At 38.8% G+C, this 25059-nt stretch carries 22 protein-coding genes and 2 pseudogenes; 19 read left to right on the top strand and 5 right to left on the bottom strand.

Annotated elements, in window-relative coordinates:
• Positions 1–49 precede the first annotated feature (49 nt).
• From HMPREF9182_RS00745 to HMPREF9182_RS00655, 19 genes and pseudogenes are all read left to right on the top strand, one after another.
• The gene (locus HMPREF9182_RS00745; RefSeq protein WP_009443609.1) at positions 50–1249 is read left to right on the top strand and encodes a CCA tRNA nucleotidyltransferase; all 1200 of its coding nucleotides are present in this window, start codon (positions 50–52) and stop codon (positions 1247–1249) included.
• Positions 1246–3114, top strand: coding sequence for an ABC-F family ATP-binding cassette domain-containing protein (locus HMPREF9182_RS00740; RefSeq protein WP_009754799.1), 1869 nt, complete (start codon positions 1246–1248; stop codon positions 3112–3114). The genes HMPREF9182_RS00745 and HMPREF9182_RS00740 overlap by 4 nt, the downstream gene beginning before the upstream one ends.
• Before the next feature lie 40 nt (positions 3115–3154).
• Positions 3155–3564: pseudogene (locus HMPREF9182_RS00735) on the top strand (GNAT family N-acetyltransferase).
• Between the two features lie 112 nt (positions 3565–3676).
• The gene (locus HMPREF9182_RS00730; RefSeq protein WP_009444011.1) at positions 3677–4636 is read left to right on the top strand and encodes an ROK family glucokinase; all 960 of its coding nucleotides are present in this window, start codon (positions 3677–3679) and stop codon (positions 4634–4636) included.
• A gap of 90 nt (positions 4637–4726) precedes the next feature.
• On the top strand, positions 4727–5566 hold the full coding sequence (locus HMPREF9182_RS00725; RefSeq protein ID WP_009754579.1) for a thymidylate synthase: 840 nt from the start codon (positions 4727–4729) through the stop codon (positions 5564–5566).
• 286 nt (positions 5567–5852) lie between these two features.
• Positions 5853–6350 carry a hypothetical protein gene (locus HMPREF9182_RS00720; RefSeq protein ID WP_009443055.1) on the top strand — a complete coding sequence of 166 codons (498 nt, stop codon included), beginning with the start codon at positions 5853–5855 and terminating at the stop codon, positions 6348–6350.
• 142 nt (positions 6351–6492) lie between these two features.
• Positions 6493–7005, top strand: a complete 513-nt coding sequence (locus HMPREF9182_RS00715; protein WP_009443405.1) for a dihydrofolate reductase — start codon at positions 6493–6495, stop codon at positions 7003–7005.
• Between the two features lie 202 nt (positions 7006–7207).
• Complete coding sequence (clpX, locus tag HMPREF9182_RS00710; protein ID WP_009755023.1) at positions 7208–8437, top strand: ATP-dependent Clp protease ATP-binding subunit ClpX; 1230 nt, start codon at positions 7208–7210, stop codon at positions 8435–8437.
• 10 nt (positions 8438–8447) lie between these two features.
• Positions 8448–9044 (top strand): ribosome biogenesis GTP-binding protein YihA/YsxC, encoded by a 597-nt coding sequence (gene yihA / locus HMPREF9182_RS00705; protein ID WP_009443571.1) that lies wholly within the window; start codon positions 8448–8450, stop codon positions 9042–9044.
• A 129-nt stretch (positions 9045–9173) separates the two neighbouring features.
• The gene (locus HMPREF9182_RS00700) at positions 9174–9863 is read left to right on the top strand and encodes a glucosaminidase domain-containing protein (protein ID WP_037602445.1); all 690 of its coding nucleotides are present in this window, start codon (positions 9174–9176) and stop codon (positions 9861–9863) included.
• Positions 9864–9985: 122 nt separating this feature from the next.
• Complete coding sequence (locus tag HMPREF9182_RS00695) at positions 9986–10783, top strand: formate/nitrite transporter family protein (protein ID WP_009754360.1); 798 nt, start codon at positions 9986–9988, stop codon at positions 10781–10783.
• A gap of 93 nt (positions 10784–10876) precedes the next feature.
• Complete coding sequence (locus tag HMPREF9182_RS00690) at positions 10877–11701, top strand: alpha/beta hydrolase (RefSeq protein WP_009755011.1); 825 nt, start codon at positions 10877–10879, stop codon at positions 11699–11701.
• A gap of 48 nt (positions 11702–11749) precedes the next feature.
• A complete protein-coding gene (locus tag HMPREF9182_RS00685) occupies positions 11750–12490 on the top strand; it encodes an esterase family protein (protein ID WP_009754482.1) in 741 nt (246 codons plus the stop codon).
• A 12-nt stretch (positions 12491–12502) separates the two neighbouring features.
• Positions 12503–13669, top strand: coding sequence for an ATP-grasp domain-containing protein (locus tag HMPREF9182_RS00680; protein WP_009754975.1), 1167 nt, complete (start codon positions 12503–12505; stop codon positions 13667–13669).
• Between the two features lie 215 nt (positions 13670–13884).
• On the top strand, positions 13885–14853 hold the full coding sequence (locus HMPREF9182_RS00675; protein ID WP_009443570.1) for a thiamine pyrophosphate-dependent dehydrogenase E1 component subunit alpha: 969 nt from the start codon (positions 13885–13887) through the stop codon (positions 14851–14853).
• A gap of 20 nt (positions 14854–14873) precedes the next feature.
• On the top strand, positions 14874–15866 hold the full coding sequence (locus HMPREF9182_RS00670) for an alpha-ketoacid dehydrogenase subunit beta (protein WP_009754265.1): 993 nt from the start codon (positions 14874–14876) through the stop codon (positions 15864–15866).
• Between the two features lie 256 nt (positions 15867–16122).
• Entirely contained in the window at positions 16123–17166 is a 1044-nt protein-coding gene (locus tag HMPREF9182_RS00665; RefSeq protein ID WP_009443838.1) for a dihydrolipoamide acetyltransferase, read from the top strand.
• 71 nt (positions 17167–17237) lie between these two features.
• A complete protein-coding gene (gene lpdA / locus HMPREF9182_RS00660) occupies positions 17238–18941 on the top strand; it encodes a dihydrolipoyl dehydrogenase (RefSeq protein WP_009754536.1) in 1704 nt (567 codons plus the stop codon).
• A 64-nt stretch (positions 18942–19005) separates the two neighbouring features.
• Positions 19006–19995: a lipoate--protein ligase gene (locus HMPREF9182_RS00655; protein ID WP_009443077.1), complete on the top strand. Its 990-nt coding sequence runs from the start codon at positions 19006–19008 to the stop codon at positions 19993–19995.
• A gap of 330 nt (positions 19996–20325) precedes the next feature.
• Here the strand turns inward: HMPREF9182_RS00655 and xerS are convergent, their stop codons facing one another.
• The 5 genes and pseudogenes from xerS to HMPREF9182_RS00630 all read right to left on the bottom strand — a co-directional run bounded on the left by xerS (position 20326) and on the right by HMPREF9182_RS00630 (position 25000).
• On the bottom strand, positions 20326–21396 hold the full coding sequence (gene xerS, locus HMPREF9182_RS00650; protein WP_009754385.1) for a tyrosine recombinase XerS: 1071 nt from the start codon (positions 21394–21396) through the stop codon (positions 20326–20328).
• A 179-nt stretch (positions 21397–21575) separates the two neighbouring features.
• Positions 21576–22022, bottom strand: coding sequence for a MepB family protein (locus HMPREF9182_RS00645; protein ID WP_037602443.1), 447 nt, complete (start codon positions 22020–22022; stop codon positions 21576–21578).
• A 138-nt stretch (positions 22023–22160) separates the two neighbouring features.
• A complete protein-coding gene (ffh, locus tag HMPREF9182_RS00640) occupies positions 22161–23735 on the bottom strand; it encodes a signal recognition particle protein (protein WP_009754614.1) in 1575 nt (524 codons plus the stop codon).
• Positions 23736–23808: 73 nt separating this feature from the next.
• Positions 23809–24141 (bottom strand): putative DNA-binding protein, encoded by a 333-nt coding sequence (locus tag HMPREF9182_RS00635; RefSeq protein ID WP_009754815.1) that lies wholly within the window; start codon positions 24139–24141, stop codon positions 23809–23811.
• Positions 24142–24302: 161 nt separating this feature from the next.
• Positions 24303–25000 (bottom strand): annotated as a pseudogene (locus HMPREF9182_RS00630) (GntR family transcriptional regulator).
• Positions 25001–25059 lie beyond the last annotated feature (59 nt).

Here is a 25059-nt window from a genome sequence, read left to right as displayed (position 1 = left end):
GGATAATGAATCCTACCTTATTCAATCCTTACGGAATGGAACATTTACTATGAGATTAGAAACTCTGCCTTCTGAATTTCAGGAGGCTTTACCAGTATTAGAAAAGATAAAAGCGGCCGGATTTGAAGCATACTTTGTCGGCGGTTCTGTTCGTGATGCTCTTTTGCAACGACCTATCCATGATGTGGATATCGCAAGCTCCAGCTATCCTGAAGAAACCAAACGCATTTTTGATCGTACGGTTGATGTGGGAATTGAGCATGGAACTGTCTTGGTTCTAGAAAATAACCATGAATATGAAGTGACAACTTTTCGGACCGAGGATGTATATGTGGACTACCGCAGACCTAGTAAGGTTTCTTTTGTGCGCTCTTTAGAAGAAGATCTCAAGCGTCGTGATTTCACCATCAATGCTCTAGCTTTGGATGAAAATGGCCAGGTTATCGATCTTTTTAAGGGGTTAGATGACTTGGATAATCGCCTTTTGCGAGCAGTTGGGACAGCTGCAGAGCGTTTTAATGAAGATGCTCTCCGTATCATGCGGGGCTTTCGTTTTCAGGCTGCCTTGGATTTCGACTTGGAACAAGATACTTTCGCGGCTATGAGGGGGTGTGCTCCCTTGCTGGAGAAAATCTCAGTAGAACGAATTTTTATCGAGTTTGACAAACTTTTGCTAGCACCGTTTTGGCGTAAGGGCTTAGAGGCACTCTTAAAAAGTAATGCAATAGAATTTTTGCCAGATTTGAAAGGAAGTAGCACTAAGTTAGAACGGCTCTTTGAATTGGACTCAGACTTTTGCTTTTCAGCATCTGAACAGGCTTGGGCAGCTCTTTTGCTAGTATTGAAAATACAAGATGTTCAACGATTTTTGAGAATTTGGAAAACCTCTCGTGAATTTGCCAAGAGAGTAGCAGATATAGTCGAAATTGTGACAATTCGCTCAGAACGGGACTTGACCAAGCGTGACTGCTATGATTACGATATAGACTTATTGCTACAAGCAGAGGAGCTTCGACAGGTGCAAGGTTTGACAGTGGACTTCTCTGCCATTCACAATCTTGATGCCAGTCTAACTATTCATGACAAGCAAGAAATGGTAGTCAATGGCGGCATGCTGATGCGGGAGTTCGGCTTTGAGCCAGGACCAAAACTTGGTCAAATTCTAAAAGAGTTGGAATACGCTATTGTAGATGGCCATTTGCCTAATAACTTAGAGGCTATTTACGCCTATATCAAGGAGAAGAAATGAGCGATTTTATCGTTGACAAGCTAACCAAATCTGTAGGTGATAAGACTGTTTTTCGAGATATTTCCTTTATCATTCATGACCTAGACCGGATTGGTCTGATTGGTGTCAATGGAACAGGAAAGACAACGTTGCTGGATGTCTTGTCGGGCAAGTCGGGCTTTGATGGAGATGTCAGCCCTTTTTCTGCTAAGTCAGGTTATAAGATTGCATACCTAACTCAAGAGCCTGATTTTGATGAGGAACAGACAGTTCTTGATACTGTTTTGTCTAGTGATTTACGGGAAATGCAGTTGATTCGAGAGTACGAGCTACTCTTGACGGCTTATGATGAAAGTCAGCAGTCTAGACTAGAAGCAGTTATGGCCGAGATGGACTCGCTCCATGCTTGGGAAATCGAAAGTCAGGTCAAGACGGTCCTATCCAAACTTGGTCTGACAAATCTATCTCTAAAGGTTGGTCAGCTATCAGGAGGCCTTCGTCGCAGAGTCCAGCTGGCACAGGTTCTCTTAGGTGATGCAGATTTGCTCTTACTGGATGAGCCGACCAACCACCTAGATATTGATACCATTGAATGGCTGACCCATTTCTTGAAAAATTCTAAGAAAACCGTTCTTTTCATCACCCATGACCGCTATTTCTTGGATAATATTTCAACTCGGATTTTTGAGTTAGATGGTGGTCGATTGGTTGAATATCAAGGAAATTATCAAGACTATGTCCGTCTCAAGGCAGAGCAGGATGAACGAGATGCTGCCTTACTTCATAAGAAACAGCAGCTATACAAACAGGAGCTATCCTGGATGCGGCGGCAGCCTCAAGCTCGGGCAACCAAGCAACAAGCTCGTATCAATCGTTTCCATGACCTAAAGAAAGATTTGGCAGGTCAGACAACTGACAGCAATCTAGAAATGAACTTTGAAACCAGCCGTATTGGTAAGAAAGTTATCGAGTTCCAAAATGTAGACTTTGCTTATGATCAGAAGCCCATTCTCTCTCAGTTCAGTCTTTTGATTCAGAACAAGGACCGCATTGGGATTGTCGGAGATAACGGTGTCGGCAAGTCAACCTTGCTCAATCTGATTGCTGGAAAACTTCATCCTCAGGCTGGTCAGCTCATTATCGGCGAGACAGTTCGAGTGGCCTATTTCTCTCAGCAGATTGAGGGCTTGGATGAGTCTAAGCGGGTCATTAATTACCTGCAAGAAGTGGCCGAGGAGGTCAAGATAGGCAGTGGAACGACTTCCATTGCAGAACTCTTGGAGCAGTTTCTTTTTCCTCGTTCTACTCATGGGACTTTAATCGAAAAGCTTTCTGGCGGAGAGAAAAAGCGGCTGTATCTGCTCAAGCTGCTCTTAGAAAAGCCGAATGTCTTGCTTCTTGACGAGCCAACCAATGATTTGGATATTGCAACTCTGACGGTCTTGGAAAACTTTCTGCAAGGCTTTGCCGGTCCAGTTATTACAGTGAGCCACGACCGCTATTTCCTAGACAAGGTAGCTAGCAAGATTTTGGCTTTTGAAGATGGAGGTATCAGAGAGTTTTTCGGCAATTACACGGATTATTTAGACGAAAAAGCCTTTCTGGCAGAAAGCTCTGCTATTTCCCAAAAGACTGAAAAGGAAAAATCGACCAAAGTGCGTGAGGAGAAAAAGCGCATGACCTACTTTGAAAAGCAGGAGTGGGAGTCTATTGAGGCCGATATTGAGGCACTGGAGGAGCGAATTTCTGAGATTGAAGCGGCCATGCAGGAGAATGGCTCTGACTTTGCTCGACTGTCTCAACTCCAGCAAGAACTGGATGAGCAGAACGAGAAACTGCTGGAAAAATACGAGCGCTATGAATACCTGAGTGGGTTAGATGGTTGAAAGAAGTAGTGTTTAGATAGAAATTTAAAGGAAGTTGCAGATGATCTTAAGATTAGAAAATACCGATTCAAAAAAACGCAAGAACTTGGAAACTTAATCAGGGCTTATAATCAATCTAAGAGGGAGCCATCCAAAAGTAAGTCTCTTAACATTTATGTAGAAGACGAACAAGGAAATCTACTGGCTGGTATGGCAGCAGAGACTTTTGGGAATTGGCTAGAAATTGAGTATTTGTATGTGAGCGAAGACCTACGAGGGCAAGGAATAGGCTCAGAAATACTATGCAAAGCCGAACAAGAAGCTAGAGAAAGAAAGTGCAAATATTCATTTGTCAATACTTTTCAGTTTCAAGCCCCAGATTTTTATAAAAAGCATGGCTATAAAGAAGTGTTTGCACTGAAAGAATATCCCTATACTGGTGAAAGATATTACTATACAAAAGACTTATAAATTTTTTCTGGAAATATTTAAGGACTAGATTTTCAATTTTGTCCATGCAAATCTTTTTCTTGCTGAAAAAATCTGATATAATGATGATAAATAAAACATAGAGGAGAATATTATGTCAAAGAAAATTATTGGGATTGACCTTGGAGGAACATCTATAAAATTTGCTATTTTAACGCAAGAAGGTGAAATTCAAGAAAAATGGTCTATTAAAACCAATATTTTGGACGAAGGCAGTCATATTGTAGAGGAAATGATTGAATCTATTCAACACCGCTTGTCTCTTTTAAACCTATCAGCTGAGGACTTTCTTGGAATTGGTATGGGATCACCAGGAGTAGTGGATCGTGTTAAGGGGACAGTTATCGGTGCCTATAATCTAAATTGGAAGACTCTACAACCAGTGAAAGAACAAATCGAAAAAGCTACGGGTATTCCTTTCTTTATTGATAATGATGCTAACGTAGCAGCTCTTGGAGAACGATGGATGGGTGCTGGAGACAACCAACCTGATGTGGTCTTTATGACATTAGGAACTGGCGTTGGCGGCGGAATCGTTGCAGAAGGTAAGCTTCTACACGGTGTAGCTGGTGCGGCAGGAGAGTTAGGTCATATCACTGTTGACTTTGATCAGCCGATTCCATGTACTTGTGGTAAGAAAGGTTGCTTAGAAACAGTAGCTTCTGCGACTGGTATTGTGAATTTAACCCGTCGTTATGCAGATGAGTACGCTGGTGATGCTGAGTTGAAAAAACTGATTGACAACGGCGAAGAAGTAACAGCCAAGACTGTTTTTGACTTGGCTAAAGAAAATGATGAACTGGCATTGATTGTTTATCGGAATTTCTCACGCTATTTGGGTATTGCCTGCGCTAATATCGCTTCTGTCTTAAACCCTTCTACTATTGTTATTGGTGGTGGTGTCTCTGCCGCGGGTCAATTTTTATTAGATGGTGTTCAAAAGGTTTATGATGAAAATACCTTCCCTCAAGTTCGAACAACGACTAAATTAGCTTTAGCTACTTTAGGAAACGATGCTGGAGTCATTGGTGCAGCTTCACTTGTCTTACAATAATATTATTTATTTTTCTCCTTCAAAAATTTTGTAGGAGAATTTTTATTAAAAATCTGCTATACTAGAAAAAGTGAAGACGAAGGAGAGATCATGACAAAAGCAGATATAATCTTTAAAGACAATATTAGAAAAATTATGGATGAAGGTGTTTTTTCTGAAAATGCTCGTCCACGATACAAAGATGGAAACGTCGCAAATTCCAAGTATGTTACAGGTGCTTTTGCAGAGTATGACTTGAGTAAAGGTGAATTCCCCATTACAACCTTGCGTCCTATTGCTATTAAATCTGCCATTAAAGAAGTTTTATGGATTTATCAGGATCAGTCAAATAGCTTAGAACTTCTCAATAACAAGTACAATGTTCACTATTGGAATGATTGGGAAGTTGGCGACACAGGTACTATTGGTCAGCGATACGGAGCTGTTGTTAAGAAACATGATATTATCCATAAAATTCTCCAGCAATTAGAAGCAAATCCATGGAATCGTCGCAATATTATTTCCCTATGGGATTATGAGGCATTTGAAGAGTCAGATGGCTTGCTTCCATGCGCCTTTCAAACCATGTTTGATGTACGTCGTGTTGATGGAGAGATCTATTTGGATGCGACTTTAACGCAACGTTCCAATGATATGCTAGTAGCTCACCATATTAATGCCATGCAGTATGTTGCCTTACAAATGATGATTGCCAAGCATTTTGGGTGGAAAGTCGGTAAGTTCTTTTACTTTATCAACAATTTGCACATCTATGACAATCAATTTGAACAAGCCAATGAGTTATTACGACGTGAGCCAAGTGACTGTCAACCTCATCTTGTTCTCAATGTACCAGATGGTACTGATTTCTTTGATATAAAACCTGAGGATTTTGAATTAATAAACTATGATCCGGTTAAACCACAACTGAAATTTGATTTGGCTATCTAACCTAGATGAGAGTGGGACAGAAATCGGTAATTCGTTAGAATTCGATTTCGTCGTCCCACCTCCGCACAGTTGAGTAGGGCTGTAAAAGCTGATGAAATCAGCGTAGTAGAGCCCACTCAACTACTGCGTCTTGCTAGACAATCCAAAGACAACTGAGAGGCTAGGACTTTTGTCCCAGCCTCGTTTTTATGTTTTTGCTAGTAAATTATTGCAATCCTTAATAGAAGTGATATAATGACAATAGATATATATGTTTTTCTTTCTTGCCAATTATGGAGGTAGGGTGATGAAACTCAAATTCCTTACAGAACAAAAAACTAAAAAACTGTTTTGTTTAGCTATTTATTTTACTTTCCTTGCAACAGTGATTTGTATGATCCCTTTTACTGTAGGAGCAAATGATGGATTACAAGATAACAGCGAAAGTTTAGAGCAGTTAATAGAACCTTCAGTAAAGCAAGATGATTTTGCTGAACTAACTTATCCATCCTCAAACAAATGTAATCAGAGACAGCAATCTTATTCAGTGAATTTGCTTTGTCATGGAAAAGGCCCTCAAAATAAAGCAAACCAATCAAATACAGGTGATTCCAATACAGATCACAAACAAGTGAAAAGAGAAGGATGCGATATTGACCCATTTTCAAGCGATGAGCAATCTGCAAGCGTAGAAAAAACAGAAAAACAACCTGATTTTTTAAACATAGCTCTATCTAGTGTCATAGGAGCTAGTGCAGGATTTTTATTTATTTATCTTATTTTAAAATATAAAAAGAAACATTAAATTTTTACATCCGACAGTCGAAAAAGATTGTCGGATGTTTTAATACGATGCGGAAAAAATAAATGCAAAGAAGTGGTAGTCCAATCAAGTCTTTTTTTATAATTTTTGATAAAATAGAAATATCAATCTGAAGGATAAGGAAATGACAAAAAAAATTGCTGCAATTTGGGCTCAGGATCAAAACGGCCTGATTGGAAAAGACCAAACTTTACCTTGGCACCTGCCTGCAGAATTAAAACATTTTAAAGAAATCACAACTGGCCATGCTATTTTAATGGGACGAGTAACTTTTGATGGGATGAATCAACGTATATTACCAAATAGAATAACGCTGATTTTGACACGTGATACTGGTTATCAAATTGATGATGAGCGAGTTCTTGTCTTTCATGATCTTGCATCAGTATTGACTTGGTACCATCAACAAGATAAGAATCTCTATATCATAGGTGGCGGTCAAATTTTTTCGGCATTTGAGCATGAAATAGACGAAATCATTAAGACTGAGATTCATGCAAGCCTAGTAGGTGACACTTATTTCCCTGAGGATTTTGATTTAAAAAAATTTAGAGAAATAAGCAATCATTTTCATCCCAAAGATGAAAAAAATGAGTATGATTTTACCGTAAAAATCCTAGAAAGAAAGGGTTCATAAGAATGGAAAGAAGTATTTTTGGCGTTTTTACGGCTTTTTTGTGTGCGATTTGCGTTATTTGCGCGATACAGACTTTTCGTAAAAAACGCTATGGTTTGTCCATTTTATTTTGGCTCAATGCTTTTACAAACCTAGTTAATAGCATTCATGCTTTTTATATGACATTATTTTAATTAAAAATTTTTAAAGGGAGTAGTGAGAAATGCCAACTAATCGAAATGAAGAGATGATGGTATATTGTTCTTTTTGTGGAAAGAACCAAGATGAAGTTCAAAAGATTATAGCAGGTAATAATGCTTTTATTTGTAATGAGTGTGTTGAGTTAGCCCAAGAAATTATTCGGGAAGAATTAGCAGAAGAAGTCTTAGCAGACTTATCCGAAGTTCCAAAACCTCAAGAATTGCTCAATATTTTAAACCACTATGTTATTGGTCAAGAACGTGCTAAAAAAGCTTTAGCAGTAGCCGTTTATAATCATTATAAACGAATCAATTTCCATGACAGTCGTGAAGAAGACGATGTTGATCTACAAAAATCTAATATTTTAATGATTGGTCCTACAGGATCTGGAAAAACCTTTCTTGCGCAAACTCTTGCTAAGAGTCTGAATGTTCCATTTGCTATAGCTGATGCGACAGCACTAACTGAAGCCGGTTATGTCGGTGAAGATGTAGAGAACATTCTTTTGAAACTGTTACAAGCGGCTGATTTTAATATTGAACGTGCTGAACGTGGCATTATTTATGTTGATGAGATTGATAAAATTGCTAAAAAAAGTGAGAATGTATCCATAACTCGTGATGTCTCTGGAGAAGGTGTACAGCAAGCACTTTTGAAAATCATCGAAGGAACTGTTGCGAGTGTTCCACCTCAAGGTGGACGTAAACATCCACAGCAAGAAATGATCCAAGTCGATACTAAGAACATTCTATTCATCGTTGGTGGTGCGTTTGACGGCATCGAAGAAATTGTTAAGCAACGTTTAGGCGAAAAGATTATTGGTTTTGGCCAAAATAATAAAGCGATTGACGAAGGCGAATCATATATGCAAGCCATTGTAGCAGATGATATTCAAAAGTTTGGCATTATTCCAGAACTGATTGGTCGTTTGCCAGTATTTGCTGCATTGGAGCAACTTACTGCAGATGATTTAGTACGTATTTTACGTGAACCAAAGAATGCTCTGGTGAAACAATATCAAGCTCTTCTATCTTATGATGATGTAAAATTAGAATTTGACGATGATGCTTTAGAAGAAATTGCAAATAAAGCTATCGAACGTAAAACTGGAGCACGCGGTTTGCGCTCTATCATCGAAGAAACCATGATGGATGTTATGTTTGAAGTGCCAAGCCAAGAAGATATTAAGCTAGTTCGTATTACCAAAGAAGCTGTAGATGGTACTGATAAGCCAATATTAGAGACAGCTTGAGGCAAATAATATGGAAATTAATACACATAATGCAGAGATTCTGCTAAGTGCAGCAAACAAGTCTCATTACCCGCAGGATGATATCCCAGAGATAGCTTTGGCTGGTCGATCAAATGTTGGAAAATCAAGCTTTATCAATACCTTGTTAAATCGTAAAAATCTAGCGCGTACCTCTGGGAAACCAGGAAAAACACAACTACTTAATTTTTTTAATATTGACGACAAATTACGCTTCGTTGATGTGCCTGGATATGGTTATGCCAAGGTTTCAAAAACAGAACGAGCTAAATGGGGCAAGATGATTGAAGAATATCTAACTAGTCGCGAAAATTTGCGGGCTGTTGTTAGCTTGGTGGATTTGCGTCATGATCCCAGTGCAGATGATGTCCAAATGTATGAATTCTTGAAATATTATGAAATTCCAGTTATTCTTGTTGCGACAAAAGCAGATAAGATTCCTCGTGGGAAATGGAATAAACATGAATCAGCAATCAAGAAAAAACTAAACTTTGATCCAAACGATGACTTTATACTCTTTTCTTCTGTTGATAAAACAGGAATGGAGGCATCATGGAATTCGATTCTAGATAAGGTTGCTGAAAAATAAACAGAAGAAGTCATTCTTCTGTTTTTTAATATAGAAAAGTCAAACTGTCACAAAACTGTAATCGATTCGCCTTCTTTGTCATAATTTATTGTGATACAATCATTGTATATTTAGGAGGACTGAAAGTTGATGAAAAAGAGAATGAGTATGCTTTTAGGTGGAATGACAGTGGTCATGTCTATCATGATGATTAGTGCCTTGTTTGCTAATCATACGAAATCTGTTAAAGCAAATGAAGAACAAACTATACAAACATATAATCCAACAGAAACTTTTATTTCGCAGATTGCGGAATCCGCTCGTCAATTAGGCCAAGACAATGACCTTTATGCGTCTGTGATGATTGCCCAAGCTGTTCTCGAAAGTAATTCTGGTCGATCCGGCTTAGCTTCAGCGCCTCATTATAATCTTTTTGGAGTAAAAGGCCAATATGCTGGACAATCAGCTACAATGCAAACTTGGGAAGATGATGGGCAAGGCAATGCTTATCATATTGATGCTGAATTTCGCTCATATCCAAGTTACTATGAGTCTTTACAAGATTATGTAGCTATTTTACGCCAAAGTTACTACGCAAATACATGGAAGAGTAATACAAGTAGTTATCAAGATGCAACTGCCGCTTTGACAGGTGTTTATGCGACTGATACAAATTACAACACAAAACTAAACCATATCATTGAAAAATACAATTTGACTCAATACGACTCTCCCAGTTTTCAGCAAACATATACTGGTAATCTTGTTTATAATAGCTATCGTCAGCAGTATACTACTCAAGACACCTTGGCTGAAGACATTGCTTGGGCACAACGTTAAGAGAAATTTCAAAAAAAGAATTAAGAAAAAAGCTTAATTCTTTTTTTGATAGGATAAGAAAACGGTTTCTAAGAAAGTTATTTTATGGTATAATGAGATATCATTTTAAAAGGGAGATTTATATGGCTGAATCGTCATTTATCACAAAAGTATCATTTGCTTGTGAAAAGAAAGAGGCATTATTCGATAGTAGTAAGGCAAAGTATGCTGTTCGCTCGATGTATGCTGGAGCTTTCTTGACACTAAGTACCGCAGCAGGAGCTATCGCAGCAGATGTTGTGAATAAAATTGCTCCTGGATCAGGGCGTTTATTATTTCCATTTGTATTTGCTTGGGGCTTAGTTTATATTCTTTTTTTAAATGCTGAATTAACAACATCTAACATGATGTACCTAACAGCAGGGACTTTTTTAAAGAAAATTAAATGGCATAAAGCCCTCATTATTTTACTATATTGTACATTCTTTAATTTGGTTGGTGCAGCAATTATTGGATGGATTTTTAATCAGACAGTAGCTTATGCTGGCTTAAAGCCTGATGGTTTTGTTAGCACTGTTGTGGCTAATAAGTTAAGTCGAGGTAATTCAGTTGTCTTGTTTGAAGCCATTGCTGCTAATATCTTTGTAAATATTGCTATTTTGTCTTTCTTATTGATCAAGAGTTCAACAGCGAAAATGTGGATTGTCATCTCTGCGATTTATATGTTTGTATTTTTAACAAATGAACACTTAGCTGCTAACTTTGCCTCTTTCTCTTTGATTGCTTTTAATAAAGTCGCAAGCCAGGTACAGGGCTTTGATGTATTTAATATTTTCAGGCATTTCAGCGTAACCTTTATAGGAAATGTGATAGGTGGAGGTCTTTTGATTGGTCTTCCATATGCATGGATGAATAAAGACGAAGAAACGTACGTTGATTAAATGTAATTAAAAAAAGTTCAGGAAAAACCTGAATTTTTTCTTTTTTTGTGTTATAATAAATAAAATTTAATGGAAATAGAAAGTTTTCAGATAATGAACAAATCTTACTTTTACCTTGAAATGAAAACTCATGAACTACTTGTGCCATATAGTCAGACAAAACGTCGGGTTCGAGTTTTATTACCGAAAAATTACTCAGAGGACCTTGAACATCGGTATCCTGTCGTTTATTTTCATGATGGGCAAAATGTTCTTTATAGTAAAGAATCTTTCAGTGGTCATTCCTGGAAGATTATTCCAATTATCAAACGGAATCCTGATTTAGAAAAAATGATTGTTGTCGCAATTGATAATGACGGAGTTAATCGAATGAATGAGTACTCAGCATGGAAGTATAAAGAAATGAATATTCCTGGTGTATCGTTCGGCGGTAAAGGGAGTGAGTATGCTGAGTTCGTTATGGATGTCGTTAAGCCCTTTATCGATGAAAATTATCGAACCAAATCAGATTTTAAACACACAGCTATGATTGGGAGCTCTTTAGGTGGCAATATTACTCAATTTATGGGGGTTGAATATGAAGATCAAATTGGCTGTCTTGGTGTTTTCTCATCTGCAAATTGGCTACATCAAGAAGATTTTGATCGCTACATCAAGCGTCAAACTTTTAAATTGAATCAACGTGTCTATATTTATGTAGGAACTGAAGAAGCTGATGATACAGATAAAACCTTGATGGCAGGTAATATAAAACAAGCTTATATTGATTCATCAGTTAAATACTATCGTCAATTACTAGTTGCTGGTGTTGATATTGACAATCTTGTTTTAAATATTCAGGCTGGTGCTGAACATAACGAGATCGCTTGGTCAGAACATTTACTTGATTGTCTTCGTTTTTTGAGCGAGGAGTGGTAAATATAATCTATAGAAAATGACCTAATGCATCAAAGAAAGGAGTCTATTATGCATATTGAATTCTTAAGTCACTGGAGTGGCAATTTAAACCGTGAAATGTATGTAAATCGTTATGGTCATGCAGGACTTCCAGTTCTTGTCTTTGCCTCTTCTGGCGGAAGTCATAATGAATATGCTGATTTTGGTATGATTGATGCTTGTTCTGGTTTTATTGAAGCTGGTAAAATACAATTTTTTACTTTGAGTAGTGTTGATAGTGAGAGCTGGTTAGCAGATTGGAAAAGTACTCATGACAGAGCAGAGATGCATCGTGCTTATGAACACTATGTCATCCAAGAAGCCATTCCTTTTATTAAATATAAAACTGGCTGGTTTGATCCTATGATGACGACAGGCTGTTCAATGGGTGGTTATCATGCTATGAATTTCTTTCTTCAACATCCCGATGTTTTTAATAAAGTAATTGCTCTTAGCGGTGTCTATGATGCACGATATTTTTTAGGTGATTATGGGAATGACGAGGTTGTTTATCAAAATTCGCCAGCAGATTATATTTGGAATCAGAATGATGGCTGGTTTATTGATCGTTATCGACAAGCAGATATCATTGTTTGCACTGGGCATGGAGCTTGGGAGGCGGATGGATTGCCATCTTTTTACACTTTGAAAAAAGCTTTTGATTATAAACTGATTCCTGCTTGGTTTGCTGAATGGGGCCATGATGTGGCTCATGACTGGGTCTGGTGGCGTAGGCAAATGCCGTATTTCCTTAACGAACTCAACCTTTAATGGAGGTCATTTATGAATTATATCGTTATATCCCCTTATTATCCTCAAAATTTTCAACAATTTACGATTGAATTAGCTAATCAAGGTATTAATGTTTTGGGAATTGGCCAGGAACCATATGACCAATTAGACCAACCTTTAAAAAATGCTTTGACAGAATATTTCCGAGTTGAAAATCTCGAAAATCTCGATGAAGTTAAACGAGCGGTGGCCTTTCTTTTTTATAAACATGGGCCTATTGACCGAATTGAATCTCATAATGAATATTGGTTGGAGCAGGACGCTCAGCTTCGCGAACAATTTAATGTCTTTGGAGCTAAGCCAAAAGATTTGAAGAAAACAAAATTTAAGTCTGAAATGAAAAAGCTCTTTAAAAAAGCTGGCGTTCCTGTTGTTCCTGGACAGGTTGTTAAGACTCTTTCAGGTGTTGACTTAGCCGTTAATAAACTTGGTTTACCTTTAATAGCTAAACCAGATAATGGTGTAGGAGCAGCAGCGACTTTTAAATTAGAGACAAAAGAAGGCGTAGAACATTTCAAATCAGAATGGGATCAAGAAACAGTTTATTTTTTTGAAAAGTTTGTTCAGTCAGGTGAGATTTGTACTTTTGATGGATTGGTAGATAAGGATGGTCAGATTGTCTTTTCAACTACCTTCGACTATGCCCATACACCGCTAGATTTGATGATCTATAAGATGGATAATTCTTACTATGTCCTCAAAGATATGGATCCTAAACTCCGTGCATATGGAGAAGCAATTGTTAAAGTCTTCGGTATGAAAGAGCGTTTTTTCCATATTGAGTTCTTCCGTTATGGGGATGATTATGTGGCTATTGAGTACAATAACCGCCCTGCAGGTGGTTTTACCATTGATGTCTATAATTTTGCTCATTCTATCGATCTTTACAAAGGCTATGCAGCTATCGTAGCAGGAAAGGATTTTCCATCTACTCACTTGAAACCTTTATTCTGTCTAGCTACCTCACGTCGTGCATCAACTAATTATGCATACGCTGAATCAGATCTACTGGAGAAATACAGGAACAACTTCAAGGTAAAAAAAGATATGCCAGCTGCTTTTGCAGAGCTACAAGGAGACTATCTCTATATGCTGACGACACCGAGTCGTGAACAAATGGAGCAAATGATTGCAGAGTTTTCCAAACAAGCAGACTAAGTCGGAGCAGACTCCGCTATTATTTAACAGTTTCAAAAAGCTAAAAACTATTCTAGTATAAAAAAATGTGAAATTTTTATTTAAACTGCTAAAACCAGCTTATTCATTGAATAAACTGGTTTTTATTTGTGAAATTTTTCTGAGCATTCCTTTTGACAGGGTTTTCATAATTGTTTAAAATATAATAGTAATTTGTAGCTTAGAAAGGCAAAAAAATGGCAACTTTAGATAAAGATCTTTTGTTAGAGATGTTCCGTAAGATGGAAGAAATCCGTCGTATGGACTTAAAAATTGCTCAACTTGTAAAAAAAGGAAAAGTTCCTGGAATGACTCACTTTTCAGTAGGTGAGGAAGCAGCCAATGTCGGTGCAATGTTGGCCTTGAATGAGGACGACTTGTTGACATCTAATCACCGTGGGCACGGTCAAGCTATCGCAAAAGGGATTGACCTGAATGGAATGATGGCAGAAATCCTAGGTAAATACACCGGAACTTGTAAAGGAAAAGGTGGGTCAATGCACATTGCTGATTTGGACGCCGGAAACCTTGGTGCTAACGGTATCGTAGGCGGTGGCATGGGGATTGCTGTCGGAGCAGCTCTAACCCAACAAATGAAAAAAACAGGTAAAATCGTTGTCTGCTTCTTTGGTGATGGAGCTACCAATGAAGGTGTCTTCCACGAAGCAGTCAACATGGCTTCAATTTGGAAATTACCAGTCATTTTCTATTGTATCAATAATGGCTATGGTATTTCTGCTGACATCAAGAAAATGACCAATGTGGAGCACATCCATGAGCGTAGCGCAGCTTATGGAATCCCAGGTATGTTCATCGAAGATGGAAATAATGTTTTAGATGTCTATGAAGGCTTTAAAAAAGCTGTTGAGCATGTTCGCAGTGGCAAGGGACCTGTCTTGATTGAGAGCGTGACTTATCGTTGGCTTGGACACTCATCTTCTGACCCAGGTAAATACCGCACTCGTGAAGAAGTAGAAGAGTGGAAGAAAAAAGATCCGATCGAAAATCTTCGCAAATACTTACTTGAAAACAAGATTGCAAGCGAAGAAGAGTTAGAAGCAATTCAAGATGGAGTCAAGGAAGCAGTAGAAGCATCTGTGAAATTTGCGGAAGAAAGTCCATTCCCGCCACTTGAATCCGCCTTTGAAGATATTTACGCAGACTAAAGAGAGGAGAAGAATATAAAATGGAAACTAAAACTATGTCATTTCGTGATACCATTATCCTCGCTATGTCTGAGGAAATGCGTCGCGATGAAAATGTACTCTTGATGGGAGAGGATGTCGGAGTCTTTGGTGGAGATTTCGGAACATCTGTTGGTATGCTGGAAGAGTTTGGTCCTGAGCGTGTACGTGACTGCCCTATTTCAGAAGCAGCCATTTCTGGAGCAGCTGCTGGTGCAGCTATGACAGGGTTGCGTCCAATCGTAGACATGACTTTCATGGACTTTTCTGTAATCGCCATGGATGCCATCGTTAACCAAGCCGCTAAAACGCGCTATATGTTTGGCGGAAAAGGTCAAGTGCCAATGGCTGTTCGCTGTGCAGCTGGTAACGGAGTTGGCTCTGCAGCTCAGCACTCACAGTCTTTGGAGTCATGGTTTACCCACATTCCAGGTCTTAAGGTTGTGGCACCGGGAACTCCAGCTGACATGAAGGGACTTCTCAAAGCCTCTATTCGAGATAACAACCCAGTCATTATCCTAGAATACAAGTCAGAATTTAACCAAAAAGGCGAAGTTCCACTTGATCCTGAGTATGTTATTCCACTTGGAGTTGGTGAAATCAAAAAAGAAGGTACTGATGTAACAGTTGTTACCTACGGCAAAATGTTGCGCCGTGTCTTGCAGGCAGCCGACGAATTGGCAGAAGAAGGAATTTCTGTAGAAGTGGTTGACCCACGTACATTGGTGCCACTTGATAAAGACATCATCATCAACTCCGTTAAGAAGACTGGTAAGGTAGTCTTAGTCAACGATGCTCATAAAACTAGTGGTTTTATTGGTGAAATTTCAGCAATTATTTCTGAATCTGAAGCATTTGACTATCTAGATGCGCCAATCCGCCGTTGCGCTGGAGAAGATGTGCCAATGCCTTATGCACAAAACTTAGAAAATGTAATGATTCCAACTGTGGAAAGCATAAAAGATGCTATTCGAAAAACATATCATAAAGAATAAGATTAAATCTAATAGATAATACTTTCTTAAATATATTTTTACATAATTTATTTTATGCAACAATCTCGTTCAAAGAGGGCGAAGAAATTTAATTTTAAGTAATTTACTTTGTCCATTTAATATCATTGTAATTGAATTCGGACGGAGGACTGTGAAAAAATATAGATTTCCTTGTGTTCATCGAACACATCGTCAATCTCCTATTTTTTCATTGCCCTCTTCGTCCTTAATATCTTAGTATAGAATTGGAGAGGTCATGGCTGATGATAAGCTAAGAGCGACTCCTGCAGCTAGAAAGTTAGCGGATGATTTAGGGATTAATCTCTATGATGTTTCTGGCTCAGGTGCAAACGGTCGTGTCCACAAAGAAGACGTGGAAACTTATAAAGATACTAATGTGGTGCGGATTTCACCACTGGCAAAACGAATTGCCCAAGAATACAATATTGCTTGGCAGGAAATTCAAGGAACTGGTCATCATGGTAAGATCATGAAGAAGGACGTTTTGGCTTTCCTTCCTGAAAATATCGAAAGCGAAACTATCAAATCTCCTGCTCATATCGAAAAAGTCGAAGAAGTGCCTGATAATGTCACTCCTTATGGTGAAATTGAGCGTATTCCAATGACACCAATGCGCAAAGTTATCGCTCAGCGGATGGTAGAATCTTACCTAACAGCACCGACTTTCACACTCAACTACGATGTTGATATGACAGAAATGCTAGCTTTACGCAAAAAGGTACTTGATCCAATCATGGAATCAACTGGTAAAAAAGTTACTGTTACAGATTTGCTTTCACTTGCTGTTGTGAAGACATTGATGAAGCATCCTTACATTAATTCGACTCTGACAGACGAAGGTAAAACTATTATCACTCACAACTATGTTAACTTATCTATGGCGGTAGGTATGGACAATGGCCTAATGACTCCCGTTGTCTACAATGCTGAGAAGATGAGCTTATCAGAGCTTGTAGTAGCCTTTAAGGACGTTATCGGACGTACATTAGATGGTAAGTTAGCTCCGAGCGAGCTTCAAAATTCAACCTTCACGATTAGTAACTTGGGAATGTTTGGTGTGCAGTCTTTTGGACCAATCATCAATCAACCAAACTCTGCTATTTTGGGTGTGAGCTCAACAGTTGAGAAACCTGTAGTCGTTAATGGTGAAATCGTTATTCGTCCAATTATGAGCCTTGGCTTGACCATTGACCACCGTGTAGTTGACGGAATGGCTGGAGCTAAGTTTATGAAGGATTTGAAGGCTCTGATTGAAGATCCGATTTCAATGTTGGTATAGATTTTCTTTGTTATTCTAAAAGCAAAGAAGAACTCAGCAAGTGAAGAATTAAATTAGAAAAGGAAAGAAAAATGGCTTTAGAAGTAATTATGCCAAAAGCCGGCGTAGATATGACCGAAGGGCAAATTGTCCAATGGAATAAAAAAGTCGGCGAATTTGTTAAAGAAGGTGAAGTCCTTCTAGAAATCATGACCGATAAGGTCAGCATGGAATTGGAAGCTGAAGAAGACGGCTACCTGATTGCTATTCTCAAAGGCGACGGGGAAACTGTTCCAGTAACGGAAGTCATCGGTTACTTGGGAGAAGAAGGCGAAAATATCCCAACAGCTGGAGCAGCAGCACCAGAAGCTAGCCCAGCACCTGCAGCTAGTGCTTCAAACGACGATGATAAGAGCGACGATGCATATGACATCGTAGTCATTGGTGGTGGACCTGCTGGCTATGTCTCAGCCATCAAAGCCGCTCAGTTAGGCGGTAAGATTGCCTTGGTTGAGAAGTCTGAGCTAGGTGGAACCTGCTTGAATCGTGGTTGTATCCCTACTAAGACATACCTGCACAATGCAGAAATCATTGAAAACCTTGGTCACGCTGCTAACCGCGGTATCATTATCGAAAATCCAAGCTTCTCAGTAGACATGGATAAGGTCCTTGAAACCAAAAACAAGGTTGTAAATACGCTTGTTGGCGGTGTTGCTGGACTTCTTCGTAGCTATGGCGTAGATGTTCATAAGGGAATTGGTACCATTACTAAAGATAAGAATGTTTTGGTAAATGGTTCAGAATTGCTTGAAACCAAGAAAATCATCCTTGCTGGTGGTTCTAAAGTTAGCAAGATCAATGTTCCAGGTATGGAATCATCTCTTGTGATGACCAGTGATGATATTTTAGAAATGAACGAAGTGCCTGAAAATCTGGTAATTATCGGTGGTGGTGTTGTCGGTATTGAGCTTGGACAAGCCTTCATGACATTTGGCTCAAAAGTCACTGTTATCGAAATGATGGACCGTATTGTCCCAGCTATGGATGCGGAAGTTTCTAAAAACCTTCGCCTCATCTTGGAGCGCAAGGGAATGACTATCCTTACTGAAACCAAGTTGGAAGAAATCATCGAAGAAAACGGCAAACTCCGTATCAAGGTTGAAGGAAAAGAAGATATTCTTGCAGATAAGGCTTTGCTTTCTATCGGACGTGTACCAGACTTAGAAGGTATTGGTGAGGTCGAGTTTGAATTGGATCGTGGTCGTATCAAAGTCAATGAGTATATGGAAACTTCTGTTCCAGGTATTTATGCACCAGGTGATATCAATGGTACTAAGATGCTGGCTCACGCTGCCTTCCGTATGGGTGAAGTCGCAGCTGAAAATGCTCTGAAAGGAAATCATCACGTTGCTAAGCTCAACCTGACACCTGCGGCTATCTACACTCTGCCAGAAGTGGCAGCAGTTGGTTTGACAGAAGAGCAAGCTCGTGAGAAATATGATGTAGCGATTGGTAAGTTTAACTTCGCTGCTAACGGCCGTGCTATCGCTTCTGATGCAGCTCAAGGCTTCGTTAAAGTCATTGCTGACAAGAAGTACGGTGAAGTGCTTGGTGTTCACATCATCGGTCCTGCAGCTGCAGAATTGATCAACGAAGCATCAACCATCATCGAAATGGAAATCACTGTCGAAGAAATGCTCAAGACTATCCATGGTCACCCAACCTTCTCAGAAGTCATGTACGAAGCATTTGCGGACGTACTGGGATTGGCAGTTCACTCACCTAAGAAAAAATAATTAAAAAGAGATTAGACTGGACATAAATCATTGTTCCAGTCTCTGTCTTATAAAGAGAAAGATTATGAAATATATTGTTAACTATTCAAATGATACAGCTTTTAATATTGCTCTAGAAGAATATGCTTTCAAGCACCTTTTGGACGAGGATGAAATTTTTCTGCTCTGGATAAACAAACCTTCTATCATCGTGGGGCGTCACCAAAATACCATCGAAGAAATTAACCGTGATTACGTTCGTGAACATGGCATTGAGGTTGTCCGTCGTATCAGTGGTGGAGGAGCTGTTTATCACGATCTAAATAACCTCAACTACACCATTATTTCAAAGGAAAACGAAGACCGCGCCTTTGACTTCAAGAGCTTCTCTACGCCAGTTATCAATACCTTGGCAGAGCTTGGAGTAAAAGCTGAATTTACTGGACGCAATGACCTGGAGATTGACGGTAAGAAGTTCTGTGGTAATGCGCAGGCCTATATCAACGGCCGTATCATGCACCACGGTTGCCTGCTCTTTGATGTTGATTTGTCTGTCTTAGCAAATGCACTTAAAGTCTCTAAAGACAAATTTGAATCAAAAGGAGTTAAATCCGTTCGTGCACGCGTGACAAATATTGTCAATGAATTGCCAAAAAAGATTACTGTCGAAGAATTCCGCGACCTGCTTCTGGACTACATGAAGAAAGAATATCCAGAGATGACAGAATATGTCTTCTCTGAGAAAGAACTGGAAGAAATCAAGCAAATCAGAGATAGCAAGTTTGGAACTTGGGACTGGAACTACGGTAAATCACCTGAATACAACGTGCGTCGTGGCACCAAGTTTACCAGTGGTAAGGTAGAAATCTTTGCCAATGTTGTTGAATCTAAGATTCAAGATATTAAAATCTATGGGGACTTCTTTGGAATTGAAGACGTAGCAGCAGTAGAAGATGTGCTGCGCGGTGTTAAATACGAGCGAGAAGATGTCCTTAAAGCTCTTGAAACGATTGAAATTGGTCGCTACTTTGCTGGAATCAGCAGAGAAGAGATTGCTGAAGCTATCGTTGGTTAAAATATGATATAAGAAAACCAAGCTCTCGAAGAGTTTGGTTTTTCATGTAAACAGAATGATATTTCAATCATGTGCTGAACAGAGATGCATAAAAAAGTTTTTATGAAGCAATTAACTAAATTGCTTCATAACTAGAGAAAGCGCTGAAAAGTACAACACCAAAAATCGACCAGTTACAGCAACAAATCTAGAACATCTCAAGCACTTCTGGGGCAAACCGCTGATTGTTGAACCCCATCGTAATTATTGGATTGAGTTTTTATAAAAGAAAGAGCGAGAATCTATTTTAGATGTTTCACTCTTTTGTTACATATTTAAAATTATGTTACATCATAGTTTGTCCAAGGCGTTCTTTTGCTCATCATTGATAATATGGGTGTAGAGGTCCGTTACCTGAGTGCTAGCATGCCCTAGCTGATGACTGACGAGAACTTGAGATTTGGTTGCATCATATAAACGTGTAGCAAGTGTGTGGCGAAGCTTATGAGGCGTCACTCGCACCTTGAAGTCCTCAGAATACTTGGCTACCATTTTTTCGACACTGGAAGCATCGATTCGATTAGGAGTGCCACGGTATTCCGTCAAAAAGAAGGCCGTATCCGTCTTTTCGGCCTTATATCTCTTACTTCGAATGCTAAGATATTCTTCTAAATAGGGCTTTGCAAAAGCAGCAACATTGACAGAGTCTCTTTTCCCGCCTTTTCTAGTCACTTCAATAACCATCATTTTGAGGTTGATGTCTTTCAGATCCAGATTTACAGCTTCAGACAGACGAACACCAGAAGCTAGCAGTAAAGCAATGATGGCCAGATCACGTTCTTTGTTTTTGTTAAAAGATGACAGAGCGCGGTTAGAGAGTTTCTTAGGATACTCTGTATCGATATATTGGAGAAATTCTTCCGTCTCGTCCCCTAAAAAGAGCTTCTGCTTGATATTCTCTGCGCGAGCAGCCAGAGTTTCCTTTTTCTTCTTAGTAGCAACCTTTTTCATCACATTTCGATAGAAGTAGGGCTCACCCTGCTCGTTTTCCACTTCCTCTGTTAAATATTTGTAGAGGCTGGACAAAGCTGAAAGTGTTCGGTTAATGGTTGTCTGCGAAACACCGTTTTGGGTCGTATTAGCATTGAGAAGCGGACGCTCTCGTAGATACAGAATGAAGGCCTCCATGTCTTTCTTGGTCATGTTTTCCAAGACCGAGAGAGAAATCTCAGCAATATGCGAAGCATCTGTGATACCAGATTCGAGCACCCAGTTAAAAAAGCGATCATATTCTTTGAGATATTCATATAAGGTTGTAAAACTATAAGGCACCGCCAGCTTAGACTGGTAATATTCCAGAATGTACCAGGGCATAGTAGCCTTGAGCTTATCAATTCTTTCTAATAACAGTTCACGTCTCATTACAATTCTCCGTTTTTTCTATAAGAGTAGTATAGCATATCTAGATATATTTTTCAAGAAAATTATAGTTTTTCGGAAAGATAATAGAGGGATCTATATTATCTGACTTTACTACAAACAGATAATATAAAAACAAGACAGAATTGAGAAACTAAACTCTGTCTTGTTTTAGCGAAAACTTATTCTTCTAATTTGATTTTTTGAAAATAATCCAGTTGCCATTTTTGTGTTGTCTGAGCTGTTTTATTTAAATTTGTACACCAGGGCGGATAAAATCGCATGGCCATCTTTCCTTGAGAATCCTTTGTAGAGAGAATCTTTTTACTGATAGCCACCTCTTGGGGAATGATAAATAAACCGCAATGACAGCTATCTATCACGACAATAATCAGTTCGTCGCCCAAGTCCTCATCACTATAAGGGATATTCTTGTTATCTTGGTCTTTTTTCCAAAAGACTGTAAAGTAGCCTTCTTTTTTTGGGGTTCTCTTTGCCAAACGGCATCTTTTATATGCTTGATCATTATTCTTTGGCTTAATCAAAATGCTTTCATAGTCTTCATTCCATTTTTCTTTTATCAGATCAAGTTCACCGTAATACCTATGAAGAATGTCTTTCATTTTCAAAGTTTTATTATCTTTCTATTCTTTACAGAAATAAATTTATGTAACAAAAGCAATTACCTCTAAATTAGTAAATGAAAAGTAAAAGACTAAGAGAGTTCAAATAATGAAAAGAAATTCCCTTAGTCTGTTATTTTCCTCTTATTTCCGTTTTTTCTTAGCTTTTTTCATTTTATTTGCCATGCGCTTCATGGATTGCTTCATAGCAAATTCTCCAATTCTACCTTTGAGGCCACCGCCAAACATTTGGCTCATATCAGGCATACCAGCTCCTCCCAAGGCTGACATATCCGGCATGCCACCTTGACCCATCATATCTTGAAGGGCCGACATATCTGGCATTGCACCGCCTCCTGGCATGTTTTTAGGCATATTGTTTGGATTGAGTCCCATTTGCTTCATCATCTTGCTCATATCACCTGACAAAACACCCTGCATCAATTGTTTTGATTGATTAAAATCTTTGATAAATTTATTCACATCTACAAAGCTATTCCCTGAACCATTAGCAATTCGACGACGACGACTCGGCGTCAATAAATCAGGATTTTCACGTTCTTCAGGTGTCATCGAAGAAACAATGGCTCGCTTGCGGGCAATTTCTCTTTCATCAACTTTAAAGTTTTTAAGAGCAGGATTGCTAGCCATACCAGGTAGCATTTTGATCAAATCTTCCATTGGTCCCATGCCTTGCACTTGGTCTAATTGATCGATGAAATCATTGAAATCAAAGGTGTTTTCCCGCATCTTTTCAGCCATTTCAAGCGATTTTTTCTCATCGTATTCCTGAGAGGCTTTTTCAATCAGAGTCAGCATGTCCCCCATACCCAGAATCCGACTGGACATGCGGTCTGGGTGGAAGGTTTCGATGTCAGTGATTTTTTCCCCGGTACCAGTAAATTTAATAGGCTTACCAGTAATCTGACGGACAGATAAGGCTGCACCACCACGGGTATCGCCATCAATCTTGGTCAGGATAACCCCAGTCATTTCCAGTTGGCTGTTAAATTCGCGAGCGACGTTAGCTGCTTCCTGACCGATCATGGCATCGACAACCAAGAGGATTTCATTCGGGTTAGCCAACGCTTTGACATCAGACAGCTCCTGCATAAGCTTTTCGTCAATCTGAAGACGCCCAGCTGTATCAATCAAGACATAATCATTGTGGTTGGCTTTTGCCTGCCCCAGACCTTGACGGACAATCTCAACAGCTGGGACTTCTGTACCTAAAGCAAAGACAGGAACATCAATTTGCTGTCCAAGTGTTTTCAGCTGATCAATGGCTGCAGGACGGTAAATATCCGCCGCAATCATGAGCGGACGAGCATTTTCTTCTTTCTTGAGCTTATGAGCAAGCTTCCCAGCAAAGGTGGTCTTACCAGCCCCTTGCAAACCAACCATCATGATAATAGTCGGAATCTTTGGTGACTTGATAATCTCAGCAGTATCAGAGCCCAGGATAGTTGTCAGCTCTTCATCAACAATCTTGATAATCTGTTGCGCTGGATTGAGGGTGTCGATAACCTCATGACCGACAGCCCGCTCACGAACTTTCTTGATAAAGTCTTTGACTACTGGCAAAGCAACATCAGCTTCTAAGAGGGCTAGGCGGATCTCTTTGGTTGCTTCCTGAACATCACTCTCTGAAATTTTTCCTTTTTTACGCAGATTTTTAAAGACGTTTTGCAAACGTTCTGTTAAGCTTTCAAATGCCATATAACTTTTCTCCTATTTTCTTAAATCTTAGCTGGAAACGGTATTTTCCATCAGTTTCGAGTGTCAGAATCTTTTAGTCTCTATTATCAATACTAGATAAGACAGAAATTTTTTCTTGAAGGAAAGCATCGTTAGAATAAGTCTTAGCAATCTCTTCAAGGATTTGACTTCTTACAACATAGTCCGAATACATATGGAGCTTCATTTCATAATCTTCTAAAATTTTCTCTGTTCGTTTAATATTATCGTACACAGCCTGACGACTGACACCAAACTCTTCAGCAATTTCAGCTAGACTATAATCATCCGCATAGTAAAGCTCAATATAATTCATTTGCTTGTCTGTCAGAAGCGCAGCATAAAACTCAAATAGAGCATTCATTCGATTCGTTTTTTCGATTTCCATAGACATTATTATACCAAAAAAGCTTACTAAACTCTACTTTAGCCAACAAAAAATCATATAGATTATCTTGAAATGATGCTTAATCGTCTCCTGTTTTATTTTTAATGTATATAAAAACACCACAATAATAAGGGTGTTTTTGCATAAAATAAATTATGTAATTAATTATTTTCAAGATAAAATTCAAAACGCTCTCCAACATACTGGCTTTTTACATATTCGAAAGCTGTACCATCTTCAAAATAGGAAATCTGCGTTAGGCCCAAAATCGCATGTCCACGAGGGATTTCGAGATAATGTGCAATTTTTTCTTTAGCTAATCGAGCGTAAATTGTCTGTTGTGATTTTCCGATTTTATAACCATGTTCTTGCAAAGTTTGGAAGAAATGGCTAGTCACTTCTTCTTTATTAAAATTCTTGATGAATTTCTCTGGAATAGAGGCAACTTCGTAGACTACCGGTAACTTATCAGCATAGCGAACCCGTTCCATTCGGATAATATTTTCCGTCTTATCAATTCCTAATTTTTCCACTTCTTGCTTACTTGGAAGAGTCCTGCGGTAAGAAATAAGCTGACTGGATGGTGTTTTCCCTTGAGATTTCATAATCTCGGTAAAACTGGTAGTACCGCGCATCTTCTCTTGAACACGTGTACTTGCCACAAATGTACCACTTCCAACGCGTCTCTCCAATACTCCTTCTTCTACCAGAAGAGTAATAGCTTGTCGAAGTGTCATACGACTAACTTTAAACAATTCAGCTAAATCACGTTCGCTGGGTAATCGCTGACCGATTCGCCAAACTTCATCATCAATTTCTTTTTTAATTGATCATGGATTTGTAAATAAGCGGGGAGCATAGTTATCTCCTTTTTGATTTCCTTTTTAACATAATTGTATTATCAATCTAAATAAAAGT

This window comes from Streptococcus sp. oral taxon 056 str. F0418, from assembly GCF_000220065.1.
Classification (GTDB): Bacteria; Bacillota; Bacilli; order Lactobacillales; family Streptococcaceae; genus Streptococcus.
This window is presented reverse-complemented; position numbering and strand designations above follow the sequence as displayed.